The following is an 18434-nucleotide window of genomic DNA, read 5'->3' as shown; positions in this document are numbered from 1 at the left end:
CATCAGCGATCAACCGCGAACCGACCACGACACCAACAGGAGATGCAGTCATGAGCGACGTCTACAACCGTATGGTCAAGCTGCTGCAGGCCGGCTTCGGTCTGGAAGCCGACGAGATCAGCCCCGAACAGACCTTCAACGACCTGGAACTGGACTCGCTGGCCATGGTGGAACTGTCCCTGGCCGCCCAGGAGGAGTTCGGGGTGCCGGTGAACGACGAGGACATCAGCTCGCGGGACACCATCTCCCGCGCCGCGGAGGTCATAGAGGCGAAGGGCGTGGCCGTCTGATGGCGGGCACCTCCCGCTTCGACGCCGCCGTCACCGGGGTCGGGATGGTGAGCTGCGCGGGGATCGGGGTCCCGACGTCCTGGAAGCGCATCCGCGAGGGAGAGGGAACGGCCGCCGGCCCGGTCCCCGCACTCGAGGGAACACCCGCCGACTTCGGCTGCGCCGTGCCGGACTTCGACCCGGCCAAGGCGGTCGGCCGGCGCAAGGCCTGGCGCCTCGACCGCTGCAACCAGTTCGCGATCGCCGCGGCCGCGGAGGCCATCGCGGACGCCGGCCTCGACCCGTCCACCTGGGACGGCACCCGGGTCGGCGTCGTCCTCGGGAACGGCATCGGTGGCGCCGCCGCCTGGGAGAAGCAGCACACCGTCCTGCGCGACGAGGGCCCCCTCAAGGTCTCGCCGCTGCTCATCCCGATGCTGTCCATCAACATGTCCGCCGGCTACGTGGCGATGGAGTGCGGGGCGCGCGGCCCCAACTTCGTGACCGCCACCGCCTGCGCCTCCGGGACCACCGCGATCGGCATGGCACGCGAACTGCTCCGCAGCGGTCTGTGCGACATCGTCGTGACCGGCGGCACCGAGGCTCCCCTCGTCCCGTCGATCGTCTCCGGTTTCAGCCAGATGGGCGCCCTGTCCAAGCGCCGCGACGACCGGTCCACGGCCTCCCGGCCCTTCGACGCCGACCGTGACGGCTTCGTTCCGGCCGAGGGCGCCGCCGTCCTCGTACTCGAACGCGCCGAGCACGCGAGGGCCCGCGGAGCCCGGATACGGGCCATGGTCAGCGGCTACGGAGCCTCGGCCGACGCCCACCACGCCACGGCCCCCGACCCGCTGGGCGCCGGCGCCGAACTCGCCGTCCGCAGCGCCCTGTCGGACGCGGGAGTCGACGGGTCGGACGTGACGCACGTCAACGCGCACGGCACCTCCACGCCGCTCAACGACGTGTCCGAAGCACGCATGATCCGTCGGGTCGTCGGACAGCACCCGGCGGTAACCTCCATCAAGGGGGTGGTGGGTCACGCACTCGGCGCCGCGGGGGCGATCGAGGCCGTGGCCACGGTGCTCACGATCGAGAGCGGCTTCGTCCCGCCCACCGCGAACCTGGAGAGCCTCGATCCGGAGGTCGACCTGGACGTGGTGGCCAAGGCGGGCCGCGAGCTGCCGGTCGAGGTCGCGGTGAGCAACTCCTTCGGGTTCGGCGGCCAGAACGCCGTACTCGTGTTCAGCAAGGCCTGACACCGGACGGGAGCCGTGGGACGTGTCCGAGGAACGCAGATGGCAGGTCGAGGAGAGCGTGCTGGTGCACGCCACCCCCGAGCGGGCCTACCGCGCGATCAGCGACGTACGGAGGATGGCCACGTTCTCCCCCGAGTGCGTCGGGGTCCGGGTGCGCGGCCGTGGTCCGGCCGTCCAGGGCACCAGGTTCACCGGCTTCAACCGCAAGGGCCTCTGGCTCTGGTTCACCGACTGCCGTGTCGTGCGGGCCGAGGAGGGGCGCGACTTCGCCTTCCGCGTCACCAGTTTCGGCCTGCCGATCGCGCTCTGGGGCTACCGGTTCACGCCCGAGGAGGACGGCACCCGGGTCACCGAGTACTGGGAGGACCTGCGTACGGGACGCAAGGGCCGGCCGGCCGAACTGCTCGGATTCTTCACGGGCACCAAGCCTGCCGTACGGCACCGGGCGAACACTGCGGGGATGCGGGCGACCCTGGGGCGGCTGAAGGCGGCGCTGGAGCAGTAGGGAGCAGAGAGCAACGGTGAAGGGGCACCGCGGTTGCCCGCCGGTCACCTCCGGCGGGGAACCGCGGTGCCCCTTCCTCAGTTCGCGGTCAGGCCTCCCAGCGTCCGCACCACGGCGGCCGCCGCCACCGCGTGCCCCCGGCTGCTCAGCCGCCCCGGGCGCGCGCCCCACAGATCGGCGGAGGACGTGCCCTCGTGCGCGGCGAGGTCGACGTGGACGCATCCGTGGCGCTGGACCACCGCTTCGATGCGCTCGGCGAGCAGGCGCTGCCGGGCCCGTAGGCCGGCGTGCTGGGCGGCGGGCACCTCACCGGCCCTCGTCAGGTCGAACGGGCTGACCACCAGCACCACGTGGCAGGACGCGCCGCGCAACGCGGCCAGGATCCTGCTCAACTCGAACTCCATGGCGTCCGGGTCGAAGGAGCGCGCCCTCAACTCCGGTCCGCCGCAGGCGAGCAGCGCGAGATCACCGTTGAAGTCGAGGGCGTCCCCGAGCTGGGTGGACCGTACGTGGGAGAGCGGAAGCTCCCGCCTTCCCCGTGGATGGAGACAGGCGAACCCCGGATGCGCCTCACGCAGCGCGGAGGTGACGCGGTCGGTCCACGGGGCGCGTGCCCAGCCCGGTACGACGGTCATCCCGGCGGAGTCGGTGGTGCTGTCGCCGAGCACCACCGCCCGCCGCCAGCCGGCGTCGGCGAGCAGCTCGGCGCCCTCACCCCGCCCCAGGCACCGCGGATCCGCGTGCTCGCCGGCAGGAGCCGCGCCGACCTCCCCGACGCCCTTCCGCGGCGCTCCGCCCGGCGCCCGGCCACCATTTTGCCGTTCGATCCGGTCCTCTCCCGGTGCCTCGTTCCGTATCCGGTCTCTTGCCTGTCCTGGCCCAGCCATCGGACATCCCCCCTGGGTCGACGGCCCCCACTCTCCCGATGAGCCGGGCGGGCCGCGGTGATACGAGCGCGTACGCCAAGGGCGCTCCCTCTCACGACTCCTGTGGCGCCCGCGCCGTACGCCGGAGCCGGTCCGTGTGCCCGGGGATGTGGTCCTCGGCGCGCAGGCGCACGATCTCGCCCCACGGCACGGCTCCGCTGAACAGTTCCTCGCCCTTGTCGCCGACGAGACGCACGGTGACCGGCGTCGCCCGCTGATTCTGGGGCGTCTGGGCGAGGAGGCCAACGAGTTCGGCGGCGTTGCGGCGGACGAGTTCGACCAGGACGTCGCGATCGACCGAGGAGGTCAGTTCCTCGATGGCCTTCGGGTCCATGGCGGGGCCGTTGTCCAGTCCGGCAGCGCCTCCCGCCAGCACCTGTCGGGCCGTGGAGGCCAACAGCCGGTCGCTGAGGGCGATATGGGCAAGGGTCCAGTCCGCGTCGCGTTCACCCGGCTGTGACGCGGACGCCCGGTCGCCGGGTGTCGCGGCGGTGGTGGCGGCGGCGATCAGGGCCACGTAGGCCTCGTCCAGAACGGCGGTCTCCATTGCTGGGTCCTTTCGGATGTCCCGGACATCGCGGGTGACATGGGCGTCTGTGGGTGGGCCCGAGGTGTGGTCGTCGTCGGGCCCGGCGAGTGCCAGGTTCACCAGGCGCCGGACCTCCTCGGGACTCAGGTGGTCGAGATGGCCGACCAGGTCGGCGGCCTCCGGATCGCCGCCGCACGCGAGGAACTTGGCGCGCGCGAGCGCGGCGTGGTCGGTCCCGTCGGCGCCGCTCGCGGCACCCACCGCGCCGCGCCGCTCGACGCGCAGCTCGCGGCCGTCGCGCAGCCGGACGGTGACGCGGGCACCGAGGTTCTTGGTGGCCCACCGGAAGTCGGTCTCCGGTTCCAGCCAGGCCGGCGGCAGGGCCTCGGCGGCCTGGGCGTCGATGGCCCGTACCCAGGCCTCGGCCCGCTCACCCGCGCGACGCAGCGCCTGGCCCAGCGGGGCGGTGGCCAGCAGAGCGAGCCGGCTGAACGCCGGGTCGTGCTCGGTGCGTACGCGGGCGGCGAGTTCCCAGCGGTCGGGGCCGTCCACCGCCGGGTGCGCGAGGTCGGCGGGGAGGAGGGAGCCGGTGAGCAGCGCGGTGGCGACGTTGTAGGGGAGGGAGAAGTTCAGGGCGGCCACGCTGGAGTCGGGGCCGATCCGGTGCTGCCGGGCGATCCGGTCGAGCCCGGCGGTGAAGATCGAGCCCTCCACGACGACCTCGGTGATGTCCCGCTGGTCGACTTCCCCCAGCGCGCCGTGCAGTTCGACCGCGCAGTCGACGGCGGCACTGGTGTAGGCGCTGCCCGGGTGGATCTTGTACGAGAAGGTCTCCGTGTGCCAGAGGCTGCCGAGTCCGGCCAGTGCCTCTTCGGGGAGCGGTATGTCCGCGAACCGGTGCAGGAATCCTTGTGGGTGTTCGAGGACGTCCTCGGGCCCGGTGAGCCCGAAGCGGGCCCCGTCGCACGCGCTCAGCCCGATCTGCACCGGCACGGCGGCCACCAGCAGCTTGGCGTCCGTACTGAAGAACCCGCGCGACAGGCTCCACGTCGGCACCGAGAACGCCATGCCCAGCGCGTGCGCCCAGATGTCGGCGGAGGCGTCCTCCGCGCGCAGCCGGCCGGCGACCGCCCCCGCGAGATGGGTGTGCCCCGCGGTCTGGCCGCGGAAGGGTCCGAGGGTGGCGGCGGCGGTGATACGGGCGGCGGTCTCGTTGGCCGCGAGTACCGAGGTCAACAGCTGCCGCCCGTCGAGACCGAGTGAACTGGCGTAGACCAGGGGGACGTTGACCGTGGAGTGCGACAAGTGGCCCGCGTAGGCCGTGTCGTCGAAGTCCAGGCAGACGGTCGCCATGGAGAGCGAGTGCACGGCATGCTTCGGATCGTCCTGCAGCGGGCTGCCGTAGGCCCGGCTGATGCGCCTGCCGAGCGGGTGCCCGTATCCGGAGCGGGCGGCGCCGAGCTGGCTGAGGATCTGGCTCTTGAGGTGCGCGACGACCCGATCGGGTGCGTCGCCGAGGTCGAGTCGGCTGCCCCAGCGGGCGAGTTGGCGGATGATGCTGTCTCCGCCGGGTGCCCGGGACGCTGGCCGGACACGGGCGGGACCTTTCGCCGGGCCCTGCCCGCGGGGCGGGGCGCCGGAAGCGTCCTGCCCCACGGGAGTCGTACCGGAGCCGGACATCAGGAGTGCTGTCGGGCGGTCTCGACCGGGAGGCCGTCCTGCCCGTGGTCGTCCACCGCGGCGGACCCGGCCTGGGCGGCCGGCTGCCTGCCCTTGAGGAAGATCAGCGCGAACAGCCCGCCGACCAGGGCGCCTGCTCCGGCGATCTCCATGGCGATGTGCATGCCCTCCACGTAGACCGGGCTGACCGCCTCCATCACCGTTCCCCGGATCTGCGGCGGGAGGGCGGCGACACGGGACAGGTCGCCGTCGCCGAGCAGCTCGACGGCCTTGGCCTGCGCCTGGGCGGGCACGTCGGTCTTGGCCAGCGCGTCGGGCATCCCGCCGCGCAGGTGCCGCAGGAGCAGGGCGCCGGCGAGGGCGACACCGAAGACGGTGCCGACCTGGCGGAACGTGTTGGAGACGCCGGACGCGGTCCCGGCCTGTTCCGCCGGTACGGACCCGAGGAGCGCGACCGTGGCGGGCGCGCCGGTGAACGAGACACCCACGCCGAGCAGGGCCAGCGACCACCAGTAGCTGCCGAATCCGGAACCGACCTCCAGGACCGTGAGCCCGAGGAGACCGCCCGCGGACAGCGCGGAACCGATGGCGATCGGCAGCCGCGGCCCGACCTTCGCGGCCACGATGCTGGCGGCGAACGAGGCGATCATGATCGGCACGGTGAGCGCGAGGAACCGTACCCCGGTCTCGATGGAGCTGAGCTGGTTGATGGTCTGCAGATAGAGCGTGAGCAGGAAGATCGCCGCGAACAGGCCGAACAGGCTGAGGAAGTTGACGATGCCCGCGACGACGACGATCGGGCTGCGGAAGAAGCTCATCGGCAGCATCGGGTCGGGGTGCCGCAGCTCCCACAGCACGAAGAGCAGCAGGGTCACGACCGACCCGGCGAACGACCCGAGGATGATCCCGGACGTCCAGCCCTCGCTGTTGCCCTCGATCAGTCCGTACGCCAACGACGCGATCGTCGCGATGAACAGCAGCTGTCCGACGAGGTCGAGCTGCCGCTTCCGCGGGGAGCGGTTCTCGGTGAGCAGTCTGGCGAGGACGACGGTGGCGATCACACCGACGGGCGCGTTGACCCAGAAGATGCTCTGCCAGCCGTAGTGGTCGACGAGCACTCCGCCGAGCACGGGACCGGTCGACAGCGCGATGCCGCCGACGCCGGCCCAGATGCCGATCGCCTTGGCGCGGTCGGCGGGGGCGGTGTACGCGGCCGAGACCAGCGCGAGCGAGACCGGGATCATGATGGAGCCGCAGACACCCTGGAGGGTGCGGCCGAGGAGCAGCACCCCGATCGAGTCGGACAGCGCGCAGATCACGGAGCTGAGGGTGAAGCCGATCAGGCCCGCGAGGAAGATCTTCTTGCGGCCGAGGATGTCGCCCAGGGTGCCGGAGGTCAGCAGCAGGCACGCGAAGGTCAACGTGTACGCGTCGATGATCCACTGGAGCTGGGTGATGTCCGTGGACAGGTCTTCCTGGATGTCGGGCAGCGCCACGTTCACGATCGTGGCGTCGAGATAGACCATGAACACGCCGAAGCAGAGGAAGGCGAGCAGAAGCCCCTTCCGCTGGCCCGGGGCGGTGGTGTCGCTCATCGCGGTTCCCTCGTATCAAGGTTTGGGGGACGGGTCTCGAGGACGGTGCGGGGCGTGTTTCGGCTGTACGTCAGGACTCTTCGAGGCTAATGACCGACGGTCAGTCAGTCAACTGGCCGACGGTCAGTCAGTGGGGGAAGGTAGATTGGAGGCGATCCTCACGGACCCGGCGGAGGATCCCCTGACAGGAGGCGAGCCCATGGCGACGGCAGCAGAGGCCCACCCCGTGAAGCCCGCGCGCCGCAAGCGCCGGACCATGAGCCCCGACGACCGCCGCTCGGCGCTCATCAGAGGCGCTTCCGAGGTCTTCCGGGAGAAGGGCTTCGCGGCGGCCACGGTCGCCGAGCTGGCCGAGGCGGGAGAGGTGGCCAAGGGCACCTTCTACCTCTACTTCGACTCCAAGGACCACCTGCTCGGAGCGATGTGGGAGGAGTACGTCGACGGCTTCCTGCGGGACACCCGCGCGATGCTCGACGAGGGCGGCGCCTGGTGGCCGAGCCTGGACCGCCTGATCCGCACCATGGTCGAGCACGCCGTCCACAACGCCGACCTGCACCGCGTCGTCTACCGCTCCGCCAACGCCAAGGCCCTGGAGCTCTGCCACGCCTCCAACCAGCGCGTGGTGGACCTGATGTGCGACTTCGTCGCCCGAGGCTCGCTGGTCGGAGCCTTCCGCGCCCGCGACACCGGCCTCGCCTGCCGTCTGGTCTTCCACGCCGCGGACGGCCTCCTCGACGACCTGATCAGCCGCGACGAACCCATCGACCTCGAAGCGGTCACCGCGTCCATCCTGGAACTGGCCCACCGCGGCCTAGGTGACCCGGACCTCGACTGAACCGGGAGATCGTCCGCAATCCAACGGAGCGCGTCCCGCCGGGGCGCGCTCCCGCGCGTTCTCCACCACGTCGCCGATCCAAGGGCGCCGTACTGCGAGCGTCCTGAGGCGCCCGTCTCAGGCGAATGTCAGGCGGATGCGGAAATGTCTGCGGTGCACCGGGAAGCGGACGAGAGCCCGCGGACCGGAGCGAGGAGAGGTACCCGAAGCGGCCCAACGGGGTACCGAGGCAACTTGGTTCGGGTTTCGGCCCGCGCAGGTTCGAATCCTGCCCTCTCCGCAGCGTGTTCCCGAGCGGCGCCGCCGGATCCCGGCGGCGCCGCCGTGTTGTCCACCCCGGCTAGGAGTGCCCGTCGTCATGAGCGCCCCGTTCGCATCGGTCCTGGTGATAGCCAACCCCGTATCGGGTACGTACCTGCCCGAGACGGCCGAGACGGTACGCCGCCGGTTCGCCGACGCGGGCCACGCCGTCACCCTCGCCGTCACCGAACAGCCCGGCCACGCACGTAAGTTGGCCGCCGAGGCGCTGGCACCCGGCGGACCCGACATCGTGGTCGCGCTCGGCGGCGACGGGACGGCGCACGACGTGGCGGCGGGCCTGGCGAACGACGGTGACCCCGCATCCCCGCGCACTGCCCGGGTCCCCGCGCTGCTGATCCTCCCCACCGGCACCGGCAACTCCTTCTACCGCGAGATCTGGGCCGACCGTCCCTGGCGTGAAGTCCTCGAACTCGCCGTGACGGCACCGCACTTCCGCGCGATCGACCTGGCGCGCGTCGCCGAGAACGGAGCGCTGGCCCTGCTCGGGGCCTCCACCGGCGTCGTCGCCCAGTCCCTCATCACGGCCCGCGACATCACCGACGCCGGCCGCGAACGCTACGAGAAGGCGGTCGCCACGTCCCTGCGTACGTTCACCCCGTACCCGGGCCGGGTCCTGGTCGACGGCGAGGTGGTGCAGGAGGGCCCGACCGTCTTCGCGAACGTCGGCGGAGGCCGGCATCGCGGCGGCCGGTTCAAACTGCTCCCGGACTCCGTCATGGACGACGGCCTCCTCGACGTATGCGTCGTCGGCACCGCCCTCCCGCTGCGCGAACTCCCCGCACTCTCCCGCGACGGCGGCCACGTCGGCCGCGAGGGAGTGGTCTACGCGCGCGGCCGGAGCGTCGTCGTGGAGCGCACGGACGATCAGCCCCTCGTCTTCGAGTACGACGGTGACGTACTGGAGACCCCGGGGGAGCGCTTCACACTGGACGTGGTCCCGGGGGCGCTGAGGGTCGTGGCGCCCATGCCGGTGCGGTAGGCGACGGTGAAGGCGCCACAGAGGTACGGGCGCAATGCGCCAGACCAGCGAGGGTTCGCTCTCTACGGGGGCCTGATGTGCGGTGCGGCTCGTTCTGGATAGCACACCGACAGGATCTGTGCACAGAGAGCGACAATCACTGTTGTTAACGCCGTCAACGATGTCGTGCGTTGATGAGTGATTTGACGCTGTGTACGGTGGGCCGTATGACCGACAACCCTGCCCCACCGGCCGGCCCGCTGGTCACCGGATCCGAGATCGCAAGGCTGGCGGGTGTCACCCGCGCCGCCGTCTCGAACTGGCGGCGACGGTACGCCGATTTCCCGACGCCGTCCGGAGGTGGTGTCAACAGTCCGCTGTTCGACCTGGCCGAGGTGCAGAATTGGCTGGACGGGCAGCGTAAGGGGCAAGAATCCTCAGTCGAGGTGCAGTTGTGGCAGGCGTTGCGACGTGTCTACGGTGACGACATGGTCGGCGGGCTCGTGGCTGTCGCCCGCTTCCTTGCCAAGGGAGAGGTGACCGACGGGCTTACAGAGGACGCCGTCCGGTTCGCGCATGATCTGGCTGGGAGCGATGGCGAGGCCGCAGCGGTGAGCGCTCTCGCTGAGCGCTTCACCGATTCTGTACGCCGGGCCGGATCCGATCGGGTCACCTCAACGCGCATCGTCCGTGCCGTGCGCCACTTCGCCGGCGCGATCGCGTCCGATGCGACCCTCTTCGATCCGGCCTGCGGTATCGGCACCTTGCTGCTCGCGGTCGGTGCGGAGCAGGGACCCAGGTGTCGAGGGCAGGAGGCCGACGCCCGCAGCGCTCTGTTCGCGCAACTTCGGGCCGAACTCACGGGACGTACCGACGTCGACATCGTCGCGGGGGACTCGCTGCGCGATGACCACTGGGCGGATCTCAAGGCCGACGTGGTGGTCTGTGATCCCCCTGTCGGTGAACCCGACTGGGGTCGCGCGGACCTGCTGCTCGACTCGCGTTGGGAGTTCGGCATCCCGTCTCGTGCCGAAGGCGAACTCGCCTGGCTGCAGCATGCCTACGCGCATACGGCGCCCGGCGGGCGCGTCCTCATGGTCCTCCCCGCCTCTGTCGCCTACCGCAAGGCCGGCCGCCGCATTCGCGCCGAAATAGTGCGACGGGGCGCCCTCACCCAGGTGACCGCTCTTCCATCCGGCTCGGCGGCCTCACACGCGCTACCGGTTCACATCTGGCACCTGCGACGCCCGCGGGCCCTTGGGGACGCCGTCACCAGTGTCCACATGGTCGATCTGACAGCGAGCGATCCGGATGGCCCCCTGGAACCGCGCCCCGAGCAAATGGCGGAAGTGCCCCTGATCGATCTGCTTGACGACGTCGTGGACCTCACGCCCGGTCGCCACGTCGAGGACCACCATCGCGACTACGCGGTTGAGTATCAGGTCTTGAGTACGGAACTGACCGAGCAGGTACGCCTGTTGATGGGGTTGTTGCCGACCCTGGTCGCGGGCGACGGCCCCAGTTCTCTGGACGGGCCTACCGTCAGCGTCGCTGACCTTCTGCGCGCAGGGCTTGTCGCGCTCGGCGATCCAGAGCCGGTCTCAGTCAGCGACCAGCTCGACACCGACTACCTTCAAGGCTTCCTGCGCGGCGCGGCCAACACCCGGCGTTCCACGAGTTCCAGCGGCACCTTCCGCCTCGACGGCAAGGGTGCTCGCATCCCACAGATGGACATCGCCGAGCAACGACGGTACGGGGTAGCTTTTCGTAAACTCCAGGAGTTCGAGGAGCGAGCGCGCAGGGTGGTGGAACTTAGCCGGGACGCCGCGGCACTGGCCAGGGACGGTCTCGACAGCGGCGCTCTTGCCCCTGAGAAATGACGGAACGTCACACCATTGCCCCACGGCGTGAATCAGGCTGCGGAACGAACGAGCTGACCGCCCCACTCCATGTCACTGCCAACGCCTCCCGCGATCGCGTGCATGCCACGAACAGCAAGCACCGCTCTCGCAGTAGATCCGAGTCGTGCTGCAGCGTGTCGACGGAAGCCGGTGTCACCTCGCGGGAGAACGGCAGGGCGCCCGCCGTCACCCCCAGGACACTGACGCAGCGGAACTCCAGCCCCTTCATGGCGTGCATGGTGGCGAGGCGCACCCCGTTCACATCCGGGCCAGGATTCTCCCTGACCCGGGCCACGGGAATCCCGGTCGCGGCCAGCTTGTCGTACGCCTTGTCCAGCAGCACGTTGAAGCGCGCGCACACCCCGATCTCGGAAGGCCGGATGCCTTGCGCGATCCAGTCCTCGACGCGCTCGACCAGCGCAGTGACCTCTGCCTGTTCGGTGCCGTAGCCCGAGGTCTGTGGTCGACGCCCGTGCAGGAGCGAGCGGTAGCCGGCCAGAGTGTCGTTCCCCTCGCCACCGAGGTCGTCGACGGACACCGGGCTCAGGATGCCGGTGGACCAGGTGAGGATCTCCTCCGTACTCCGGTAGTTGATGCGCAGGCGATGCGTGCGGCCGGCCACCGGGATGCCCAGTGAACCGAGTGAGACCTTCGCGTCGTAGATCCTCTGGTGCGGGTCCCCCGTGATGAACAGGTCGTCGCTGCCGGGGACCACCGCGCCACGCAGGACACGCCACTGCGCCGGGTGCAGGTCCTGCGCCTCGTCGACCACGACATGGTCATGCGTGGGCGTCGAGGCTGCCAGGAGCTCCGCGGCGCGGGCGCACATCTTCAGATGAGTGGTGGCTTTCTGGTCGCGCATCATCGATTCGAACAGCTCGACGGCCGGCCACAACTGCTCACGACGCGCGGACGACAGGGCGCTGCCGCGGCCACGGCGTACGGCCGTGCGGTAGTCGCCCAGGGTCCGCAGGTCCTGAGCGAGGACGACATGCCGGTACTCCTGTGACAGGAACTGCTCCGTCCACGGCAGCGTGAGCTTCTTGGCCACGCGCTGCCACAGGAGACGCTCGTCCCGGTCCCCGATCGGGGAGGGGGCTTTGCCGTCGAGGCGGGTCACGACGCCATGGGCAAAGGCGTTGACCGTGGTGACGTCGACGCGGCCGAGCAGGGCCGGATCGTGGTCGAGGAGGAACGAGAGGTTCTCCCGCAGCGAGGCGGCGAGCGCGTTCGTGTAGGTGGTGAGCAAGACACGAGCGTCCGGTGAGCGCGTGAGGAGATGCTTCACGCGATGCAATGCTGCGACCGTCTTGCCGGTGCCCGGCCCGCCGGTGACCTGCACGGGGCCGCCGTACGACACCCGGTAGGCGACTCGGCGCTGCGAGGGGTGCAGGAACACCCGCCAGGCCGCGAACGGCTTCTCCAAGATTTCGGCGAGTTCTTCAGGACCGGTGACCAGAGTGATACGGCTCTTGGTGTTGGCGATGACGACGGCCAGGCTCTCGTCCGGATCCGGTCCGGCGTCCACCGGGCGGCGCACCGCGACCACGTCCCGGTACACGTCGTCCGGGCTGAACTTCTCGGCGAGGTACTGCAGCACCTCGCACTGGTCCTCCGGGAGCAATGTCTCGAACGCCTGCAGCTGTGCCTTGTCGACGATCGTCCGTACGGCTTTGAGGACCTGGTCGTCGATGCCGAGGTGGCGCAGCACGGTGTCGGAGTACTTCGCGAAGAGCAGCGACTCGGCGGTCGCGGCGGCCTTCTCCAAGGCGGGAGTCAGCTGCTCGATCGCGACGACATTGCGCACTTCGAGCCCCCGCGTCGCGGAGTTCGTCGTGTACAGCCGCTTGGCCGCCCAGGTGTAGGCGTCGTCGTGCCGGACCACGTTGACGAGCAAGAACACATCACTGCCGTCGTCCGGCGCAAGGACGACGCCCCGCCAGAAGTCGTTGATGCGAATCGTCCGCATACGAGGGTCGCGCGCCTTCTCCACGGACTCCAGGTGCAGCCCCTTGTCCGCGTGGAGTTCGGACACGGTGAGTCGCTGGAACTTCTGCATCGCCTTGCGGACGCCGGCTTTTACGGGCTTCTCCAAGACGTCGAAGCTTTCCCAGAAACTGCTGGCGAACGCGAGCTGCGGCACGAGGTGCACTCCCCACCCTGGACGGACACTCCGTGGTCGATCATACGCGCGAGGTGTTCACCAGCCGCTCGGCTACCTTCTCTAGGTCCGCGAGCAGCCCGGCCGGTTCCTGATCGAGGTCGAGGGCATGCTGATGGATGACGATGCCCGCATGACGTACCTGGTGAGCGGCGTGTGCGGCGTTGCCTTTCGCATAGACCAGGTGCCCTTCCGGCAGGCCGAGGGCCGTGCAGTACGCGAGCATCTGGTAGAGGTCGGCGTCCGGGAAGCCGTGCCGCTTCTCCGCTTTGTACTTGGCGTCCACCACGGCAGACGGCATCCCGTCCGCGCCGTACAGCACGAAGTCGGGTCTCATGCGGATCGCGGCGGCTTGGTCGAGATGGTGCGAATCCTGGAGCCGTGCCGTGTGACCCGTGCCCCGGAAGGCCTCACGCAGGGCCACCGTCACGAAGTCCTCGAAGAGCTTGTTCATGTCGAAGAGGAATCCGTCGATGCGGAGCCCGCCCGGGGTGTGTTCGGGGGAGGACCCGTCCAGGACCGCTCGGGCGAGGTGCAGGGCCTGGTGATACCGGGAGTTGAGGCGGGTGGGAAGCCAGTTGGGGATCGGCTGCCCACCCACGATCGCGGCGACGTCAGCCAGGCGGGTGCGCTGGTGAAGGAGCCTACGACGGACATCGCGCGGGACGCCGGGCAGGCACAGGAGGCGCTCGACAGCGGTGCGCAGGATGCGGTTCTCGGGGATGTCGGTGGTGAACTCGTCGTACGCCACCTCGATCGGCAGCATCGCCCCGAAGCGCCTCCTGATCTGTTCGGCCTCCCTGATCCGGCCACGGACAACGAGGGCTGCTTCCTCAGTCACCCGGTAGCCCTGCAACAGTCCCTGCCGAAGCGCCCGGTCCATCTGCCGTTCCACAGCGTGGGCAAGTGCGGGCAGGAGATCCCGATGCTCGGCGACCTCCACCTCGCCGTCCCGCCAACTCCTCTTCGGATCAAGGCTGTAGCCGAGCAGGAAGAAGAGCCGGACGATGGGCACCTTGGGCGTGACACGTACGGTGGCCGGCGCACCGCCGCCCGGTGTCGCGACGGCCACGGCCCCGACCTTGCTGCCGGCCCGCAGCAACCAGTACCCGGGTGTGTACGGGTCGGGGGTCGCGTCCACGATGTCGGAAGCGGCGAGGGCGCGGCCGACGGCGTCCGGCAAGGTGAGCCGTGTCGCCGGCGCATATTCGACCAGTTCGACGGAGACCACGGACTCCGCTGCGGATGTCACCCCAGTGACTCTCGTAGCGCGGCCAGCCCGTACCTCTTGTCGATGTCCACGCCTTCCCCGTAGTGATGCTCCTCCATCAGCGGAAGAATCTTCGTCCGCCAGGTTCGCTCCAGGCCGGCTTCCCGGTAGACGCTTTTCTTCATCAGGTACGAGGGGCCGATGCGGAAATCAGGCTCGTCGATACGGGAATTGAGCGCATCGAGCAGATCGGCCGGTGCCTCGTCCTTGCCCTCTTTGGCCAGCCAGCGGCGGAGCAGGCCGCGGGTCGGCTCCGTCCGCGGCGACAGTTCCACGAAGGCGAAGCGGCGACGCATCGCCGCGTCCACGAGGGCGATGGACCGGTCGGCGGTGTTCATCGTGCCGATGACGAAGAGGTTGGGCGGCAGCGCGAAGTCGTCGCCGGAGTAGGTGAGCCGCACTGACTTGTTGCGGTACTCCAGCAGGAAATAGAGCTCTCCGAAGACCTTTGCCAGGTTGGCTCGGTTGATCTCGTCGATGATCAGAAAGTGTGGAATGTGGCGGTTGCCCTCGCGGGAGGCGAGGTCGGCGAGTTCGCGCAGCGGGCCCGCGGTCAGCCGGAAGGCGACCTCCCTGGTTTGTGGATCCTCCTGAGGCCGAAAGCCTTCGAAGAAGTCCTCGTACGCGTACGACGGGTGGAACTGAACGAGCTTGACCTGCTCGGGCCCGCCGGCGAGGAACTCGGCAAGCTTCAGCGCCAGGTACGTCTTGCCAGTGCCGGGCGGCCCGTACAAGACCATCTGCCGTTCGTCCCACAGCAGATCGCGAACTTCGCGCAGCCACTCGGTGTCGTGTACGAGGAGTTCCGCGGCCAGTTCGTCCGTCGGCTCGGGCAGCTCCAGCTCGCGGCGGGCGGTGAGCGCCGGGATCTCCACGCTCGGGTCGCGCTCTATGGCTTCCGCCTCCTCGACCAACTCCTGGTCGGTCAAGCCGAGGCCCTCGATGTGGGCCTGGACCGAGGTGAGGTCCACGACGTCGTGCTGGTTGGACAGCTTCTGCTGGAGTTCCTCCGGAAGTTCGTCGTACGGGTGTCCGGCCGGCTGCCATTCCACTGGCCGACGCAGGTTGGACCGCCTGTCCTCGGACTGATTCTGCTCCGGCTCGCCGGTGACTTCACCGACGTACAAATGTCCGCCGGAGATGGTGCACACGGTGTCGCCCGGCTTCATCCGGGAAAGGAAGGCGTGCAGGTCCTCCACAAGTTGTTGCTGTTGGCTGTATGTGGCCGTGGACTCGTAGTCCTCTTGGACCAGAGCGCGCAGCTCGTCCTTGCTGATGCCCTGCCGAACGCCCTGGCGCAGGCGGGCAGCGGCGAGAGTGACGAGTCCGTCAGGAAGCCACAAGCGCTGGACCAGGTCGAGGCCGGTGACGTTCGAACCACGCACGAGCCATGGTCGGTTAGGCACGGCCGACGACTGTCCGAGATGTTCGATGAGCGAGCGGCCATCGGCGGATTTCCACACTCCCCACCCGTTGACACTGCATCCCATGAGGACTTCAGCGGCGGTCGACGGCGAGGTGCACTCGATGTCTGACATGGTTTCCAGACATCCGGGCCAACGGTCGGATTTGCGGATGGCCCCTGTGTCGATCAGCTGCTGTCGCGTGTAATACGACGGCGGCCTCCGCGTGGCGAACGATGGCACGGTGTTGGCTCGTACCGGGGACCCCGCCAACACGAGGAACTTCCGGCTTCCCCTCGCACCCCTCTCCTGCAGTAGCCGCCCCCGGGCCACCATCCGGCCGTTCGGCAACCTCAGCCGGAACTCCGGGTACTCGTCGGCCATGGATCTCCCCCTGCACGCGCTGCCCCGATCTTGCCTGCAGCGTACTGGCCCCCACTGACACCCCGGCTCTCGTTGTCCACGGCCCAGCTTTCTAGGATGTCCTTTCGTATCCGGGAGGGGATCACATGACTGTGAGCGATACGGACGGGCCGGCGGAGAAGGAATTCCGGCAGGGGCGCGCGGACTGGCTGGAGATCAGGGCCGGGGACCTGGCCGCCGTACAGGAGGTGGCCGGACCACGGCTGTACAAGCTGCTTCCCGCTGATCTCGGAGACCTGACGCTGGTCGCGGCGGTGACAGTCGCGCGGGTGGCGGCGGACGAGGCGCGGGCCCGGTCCGTGGCCGAGACCGCCGGGTGGCTGGAGCGGCTGATTCCCCGGGGACACCTCCACGATCTGGAGGGGGCGGTACGAGAACTCCGGTCCCGGCTCGCGGTGAGCGGCGAGCCGGCCCTGTGGTCCTGGAACGCCGAGGGCTGGGAGGAGATGCTGCTGTGGCGGTGGAGGTGGACCCAGCCGCCCACTGACGACCTGGCACGTGACCTCGCGGGGTGGCGGGTGCGCTGGGCGGCGGACATCCCTGAGCCGGGTGCCGTCGACTGCCCGGAGTGGGCTCCACGGCGACACGGCAGGCAGCTCGTCACGCCCGCGGAGTTCATCGCGGGCGAGCCGGAGCCGCTGAGACTGCTGGCGCAGGCCGTGCTGAACGCGCCGGGCACGGCCGCTGCGGTCCAGGACGCGGTGCTGCTGCGGGAGGAGCATCTCCAAGGCGCGGGGCACCTGGTGTGGCTGGCAGAACAGCAGGCCTCTGTCGAACAGCTCGAAGTGTGGCGCCGCAGACACCAGGCCACGGGCTCGGAGTCCACCCGGGCGTTCCTCGCGGAGCTGTCCGATTCGGTCAAGAGATACATGTCGCTCGTACTCCAGCCGGTTGTCGACGCCCTCTCCGTGTGTGAGCGTGCCCTGCTCAACGACAGTAGGCACGGTGCGCGGCGCTCCGCCGTCGACTACCTGGACGCGTTCCTCGACGCGCAGGAACAGCCGGGCGAGGAGGCCTGGCGGGACGAGCGGCTGGGCGCGGACGTCGAACAGCAGGCGCGGGAACGCCATGAGCTGGGCGAGACGACCTGGCACGGCATGCTCGGCACGGTCCCCGTCTGGTACCGCATAGTCACGTCTCGGGAGGAGAGGGCGGCAGCGCTGGCCTACTCCGGGAGGCCGTCGAGGTCCGTCGTCACGGTCCGAACCGGAGCGCAGCCCGAAAGCCCGATATTCGATCTCTTCGGGGACCACGTTGACGAGAACGACGAGTGGTACCCCGAACCAGGCGTCGCGATCGACTACGACCCGGACAACGCCTTCGACCTGTGTGCACTGTTGGCGGTTGCTCAACTCGGCGACGCACGATTGGAGTTCATTGCGTCGCGCGCCGACGGACGTTTCGAGCGACTCCGCTCGGTCAGGGCGCGAGTCCGTGAGGACGACACCGTCGCCTGGCGGCGCTGGGCGCTTGAGCGGCTGTCGGAGTTGGTCCCGGACCCGGAGGACCTGGCGGACCTGATCGCCCGGGAGGATGAATACGGTGCGGACGAGGACGATGCGACGGACGCCCGGACACGCTCCGACGACCGTGCCTCGTCCGATTCCGGTACGTCCGCGCCCGCTGCCCGGCCCGCGCGGGCCGGACTGCCGGAGGCGTTGCTCGGCAAGGTCAGGGGGCTGCTGCGGAAGGCGGAGAATTCAGGCGTCACCGAGATGGAGGCGCGTGCGTACCTCGACAAGGCCACCGAGCTCATGGCCAAGTACGGCATCGAACAGGCCATGCTCGATGAAGACGTGGCCGAGCCGGAGCGGCCGGTGGACCGGATCATCGACCTGTACCCGCCCTACCTCAAGGAGGGGCGCCGGCTGCTCGCCAGGATCGGCTACGAGATGCGCTGCCGATCCGTCTATCCCGGAGGCCAGGACAATCGGCATCGCGTCCACCTCTTCGGTTTCGAGACCGATCTCCAGGCCACCGAGGTGTTGTTCGCGAGCCTGCGCCTGCAGATGCTGGAAGGCGCAGAGCGGGCGGAGCGCCTGTACCGCCCGGAGCGCGAGGATGCCCGCGCCTACAAGCGTTCCTGGATGCTCGGCTTCATCCGTGAGGTGACCGAACGGATAGGTGCCGGCCAGCAGACCGCCAGGGATGCCGCCCAAGAGGAGGTTGCTGCGGACGAAGTGCCGACGGGCGGACGCAGTGTGGCTCTGGTCCTCGCCGATCGTACGAGCTTCGTCGAGGCCCGCCTTGCCGCGGAGTACCCGAAGCTGAACAAGGCGCGCCCCACGAAGTTCAAGGGCACCGGTTATTGGCGAGGGGTCGCCGACGGACGGGACGCCGACATCGGAGGACGGGCCTTCGGAGATGACGATCAGACTGCGCAACTCACCTACTGAACTTGC

The 18434-nt window shown here is 69.5% G+C and carries 13 protein-coding genes and 1 tRNA gene; 8 read left to right on the top strand and 6 right to left on the bottom strand.

Features of this window, described 5'->3' with window-relative positions; all coding sequences use genetic code 11:
* The first annotated feature begins 50 nt into the window (after positions 1-50).
* From ACIRQH_RS06265 to ACIRQH_RS06255, 3 genes are read left to right on the top strand one after another with little or no spacing between them, the layout of a single operon-like run.
* Positions 51-290, top strand: a complete 240-nt coding sequence (locus tag ACIRQH_RS06265) for an acyl carrier protein (RefSeq protein ID WP_081220508.1) — start codon at positions 51-53, stop codon at positions 288-290.
* Complete coding sequence (locus ACIRQH_RS06260) at positions 290-1525, top strand: beta-ketoacyl-[acyl-carrier-protein] synthase family protein (RefSeq protein ID WP_388931798.1); 1236 nt, start codon at positions 290-292, stop codon at positions 1523-1525. Before ACIRQH_RS06265 ends, ACIRQH_RS06260 begins: the two co-directional genes overlap by 1 nt.
* A gap of 22 nt (positions 1526-1547) precedes the next feature.
* A complete protein-coding gene (locus tag ACIRQH_RS06255; RefSeq protein WP_358817746.1) occupies positions 1548-2030 on the top strand; it encodes an SRPBCC family protein in 483 nt (160 codons plus the stop codon).
* Between the two features lie 77 nt (positions 2031-2107).
* Here ACIRQH_RS06255 and ACIRQH_RS06250 read toward each other — a convergent pair whose 3' ends face one another.
* The 3 genes from ACIRQH_RS06250 to ACIRQH_RS06240 all read right to left on the bottom strand — a co-directional run bounded on the left by ACIRQH_RS06250 (position 2108) and on the right by ACIRQH_RS06240 (position 6760).
* Positions 2108-2917, bottom strand: a complete 810-nt coding sequence (locus tag ACIRQH_RS06250) for a GDSL-type esterase/lipase family protein (RefSeq protein ID WP_388931795.1) — start codon at positions 2915-2917, stop codon at positions 2108-2110.
* A gap of 91 nt (positions 2918-3008) precedes the next feature.
* Positions 3009-5141: an MmgE/PrpD family protein gene (locus tag ACIRQH_RS06245; RefSeq protein ID WP_404224478.1), complete on the bottom strand. Its 2133-nt coding sequence runs from the start codon at positions 5139-5141 to the stop codon at positions 3009-3011.
* 23 nt (positions 5142-5164) lie between these two features.
* The gene (locus ACIRQH_RS06240; protein WP_404224476.1) at positions 5165-6760 is read right to left on the bottom strand and encodes a DHA2 family efflux MFS transporter permease subunit; all 1596 of its coding nucleotides are present in this window, start codon (positions 6758-6760) and stop codon (positions 5165-5167) included.
* Between the two features lie 199 nt (positions 6761-6959).
* Between ACIRQH_RS06240 and ACIRQH_RS06235 the strand changes: the two genes are divergently transcribed.
* The 4 genes from ACIRQH_RS06235 to ACIRQH_RS06220 all read left to right on the top strand — a co-directional run bounded on the left by ACIRQH_RS06235 (position 6960) and on the right by ACIRQH_RS06220 (position 10754).
* Positions 6960-7595, top strand: coding sequence for a TetR/AcrR family transcriptional regulator (locus tag ACIRQH_RS06235; RefSeq protein WP_404224474.1), 636 nt, complete (start codon positions 6960-6962; stop codon positions 7593-7595).
* Positions 7596-7788: 193 nt separating this feature from the next.
* Positions 7789-7875: transfer RNA gene (locus ACIRQH_RS06230), tRNA-Cys, on the top strand.
* A 78-nt stretch (positions 7876-7953) separates the two neighbouring features.
* Positions 7954-8895 carry a diacylglycerol/lipid kinase family protein gene (locus ACIRQH_RS06225; protein ID WP_404224472.1) on the top strand — a complete coding sequence of 314 codons (942 nt, stop codon included), beginning with the start codon at positions 7954-7956 and terminating at the stop codon, positions 8893-8895.
* A gap of 206 nt (positions 8896-9101) precedes the next feature.
* Positions 9102-10754 (top strand): N-6 DNA methylase, encoded by a 1653-nt coding sequence (locus ACIRQH_RS06220; protein ID WP_404224470.1) that lies wholly within the window; start codon positions 9102-9104, stop codon positions 10752-10754.
* Positions 10755-10761: 7 nt separating this feature from the next.
* Here ACIRQH_RS06220 and ACIRQH_RS06215 read toward each other — a convergent pair whose 3' ends face one another.
* Genes ACIRQH_RS06215 through ACIRQH_RS06205 form a run of 3 tightly spaced genes read right to left on the bottom strand, consistent with a single transcriptional unit; the run spans position 10762 to position 15993 of the window.
* Positions 10762-12918 (bottom strand): UvrD-helicase domain-containing protein, encoded by a 2157-nt coding sequence (locus tag ACIRQH_RS06215; protein ID WP_404224468.1) that lies wholly within the window; start codon positions 12916-12918, stop codon positions 10762-10764.
* 40 nt (positions 12919-12958) lie between these two features.
* Positions 12959-14188 carry an McrC family protein gene (locus ACIRQH_RS06210; protein ID WP_404224467.1) on the bottom strand — a complete coding sequence of 410 codons (1230 nt, stop codon included), beginning with the start codon at positions 14186-14188 and terminating at the stop codon, positions 12959-12961.
* Complete coding sequence (locus ACIRQH_RS06205) at positions 14185-15993, bottom strand: DUF4357 domain-containing protein (protein ID WP_404224465.1); 1809 nt, start codon at positions 15991-15993, stop codon at positions 14185-14187. The genes ACIRQH_RS06210 and ACIRQH_RS06205 overlap by 4 nt, the downstream gene beginning before the upstream one ends.
* A 125-nt stretch (positions 15994-16118) precedes the next feature.
* Between ACIRQH_RS06205 and ACIRQH_RS06200 the strand changes: the two genes are divergently transcribed.
* Positions 16119-18428 carry a DUF2786 domain-containing protein gene (locus tag ACIRQH_RS06200; protein ID WP_404224463.1) on the top strand — a complete coding sequence of 770 codons (2310 nt, stop codon included), beginning with the start codon at positions 16119-16121 and terminating at the stop codon, positions 18426-18428.
* Positions 18429-18434: the final 6 nt, after the last annotated feature.

Origin of the sequence: Streptomyces sp. NPDC102279 (genome assembly GCF_044766365.1) — a bacterium.
Taxonomy (GTDB): domain Bacteria; phylum Actinomycetota; class Actinomycetes; order Streptomycetales; family Streptomycetaceae; genus Streptomyces.
Note: the sequence above shows the minus strand (reverse complement) of the source record. Positions and strands in the feature narration are given on the sequence as shown.

What these genes read in the sequence shown, in the direction of transcription:
- ACIRQH_RS06250 (WP_388931795.1), bottom strand. Translation starts at nt 2,917, where the DNA reads ATGGCTGGGCCAGGACAGGCAAGAGACCGGATACGGAACGAGGCACCG.
- ACIRQH_RS06240 (WP_404224476.1), bottom strand. Translation starts at nt 6,760, where the DNA reads ATGAGCGACACCACCGCCCCGGGCCAGCGGAAGGGGCTTCTGCTCGCC.
- ACIRQH_RS06205 (WP_404224465.1), bottom strand. Translation starts at nt 15,993, where the DNA reads ATGGCCGACGAGTACCCGGAGTTCCGGCTGAGGTTGCCGAACGGCCGG.
- ACIRQH_RS06260 (WP_388931798.1), top strand. Translation starts at nt 290, where the DNA reads ATGGCGGGCACCTCCCGCTTCGACGCCGCCGTCACCGGGGTCGGGATG.
- ACIRQH_RS06265 (WP_081220508.1), top strand. Translation starts at nt 51, where the DNA reads ATGAGCGACGTCTACAACCGTATGGTCAAGCTGCTGCAGGCCGGCTTC.
- ACIRQH_RS06235 (WP_404224474.1), top strand. Translation starts at nt 6,960, where the DNA reads ATGGCGACGGCAGCAGAGGCCCACCCCGTGAAGCCCGCGCGCCGCAAG.
- ACIRQH_RS06200 (WP_404224463.1), top strand. Translation starts at nt 16,119, where the DNA reads ATGACTGTGAGCGATACGGACGGGCCGGCGGAGAAGGAATTCCGGCAG.
- ACIRQH_RS06220 (WP_404224470.1), top strand. Translation starts at nt 9,102, where the DNA reads ATGACCGACAACCCTGCCCCACCGGCCGGCCCGCTGGTCACCGGATCC.
- ACIRQH_RS06225 (WP_404224472.1), top strand. Translation starts at nt 7,954, where the DNA reads ATGAGCGCCCCGTTCGCATCGGTCCTGGTGATAGCCAACCCCGTATCG.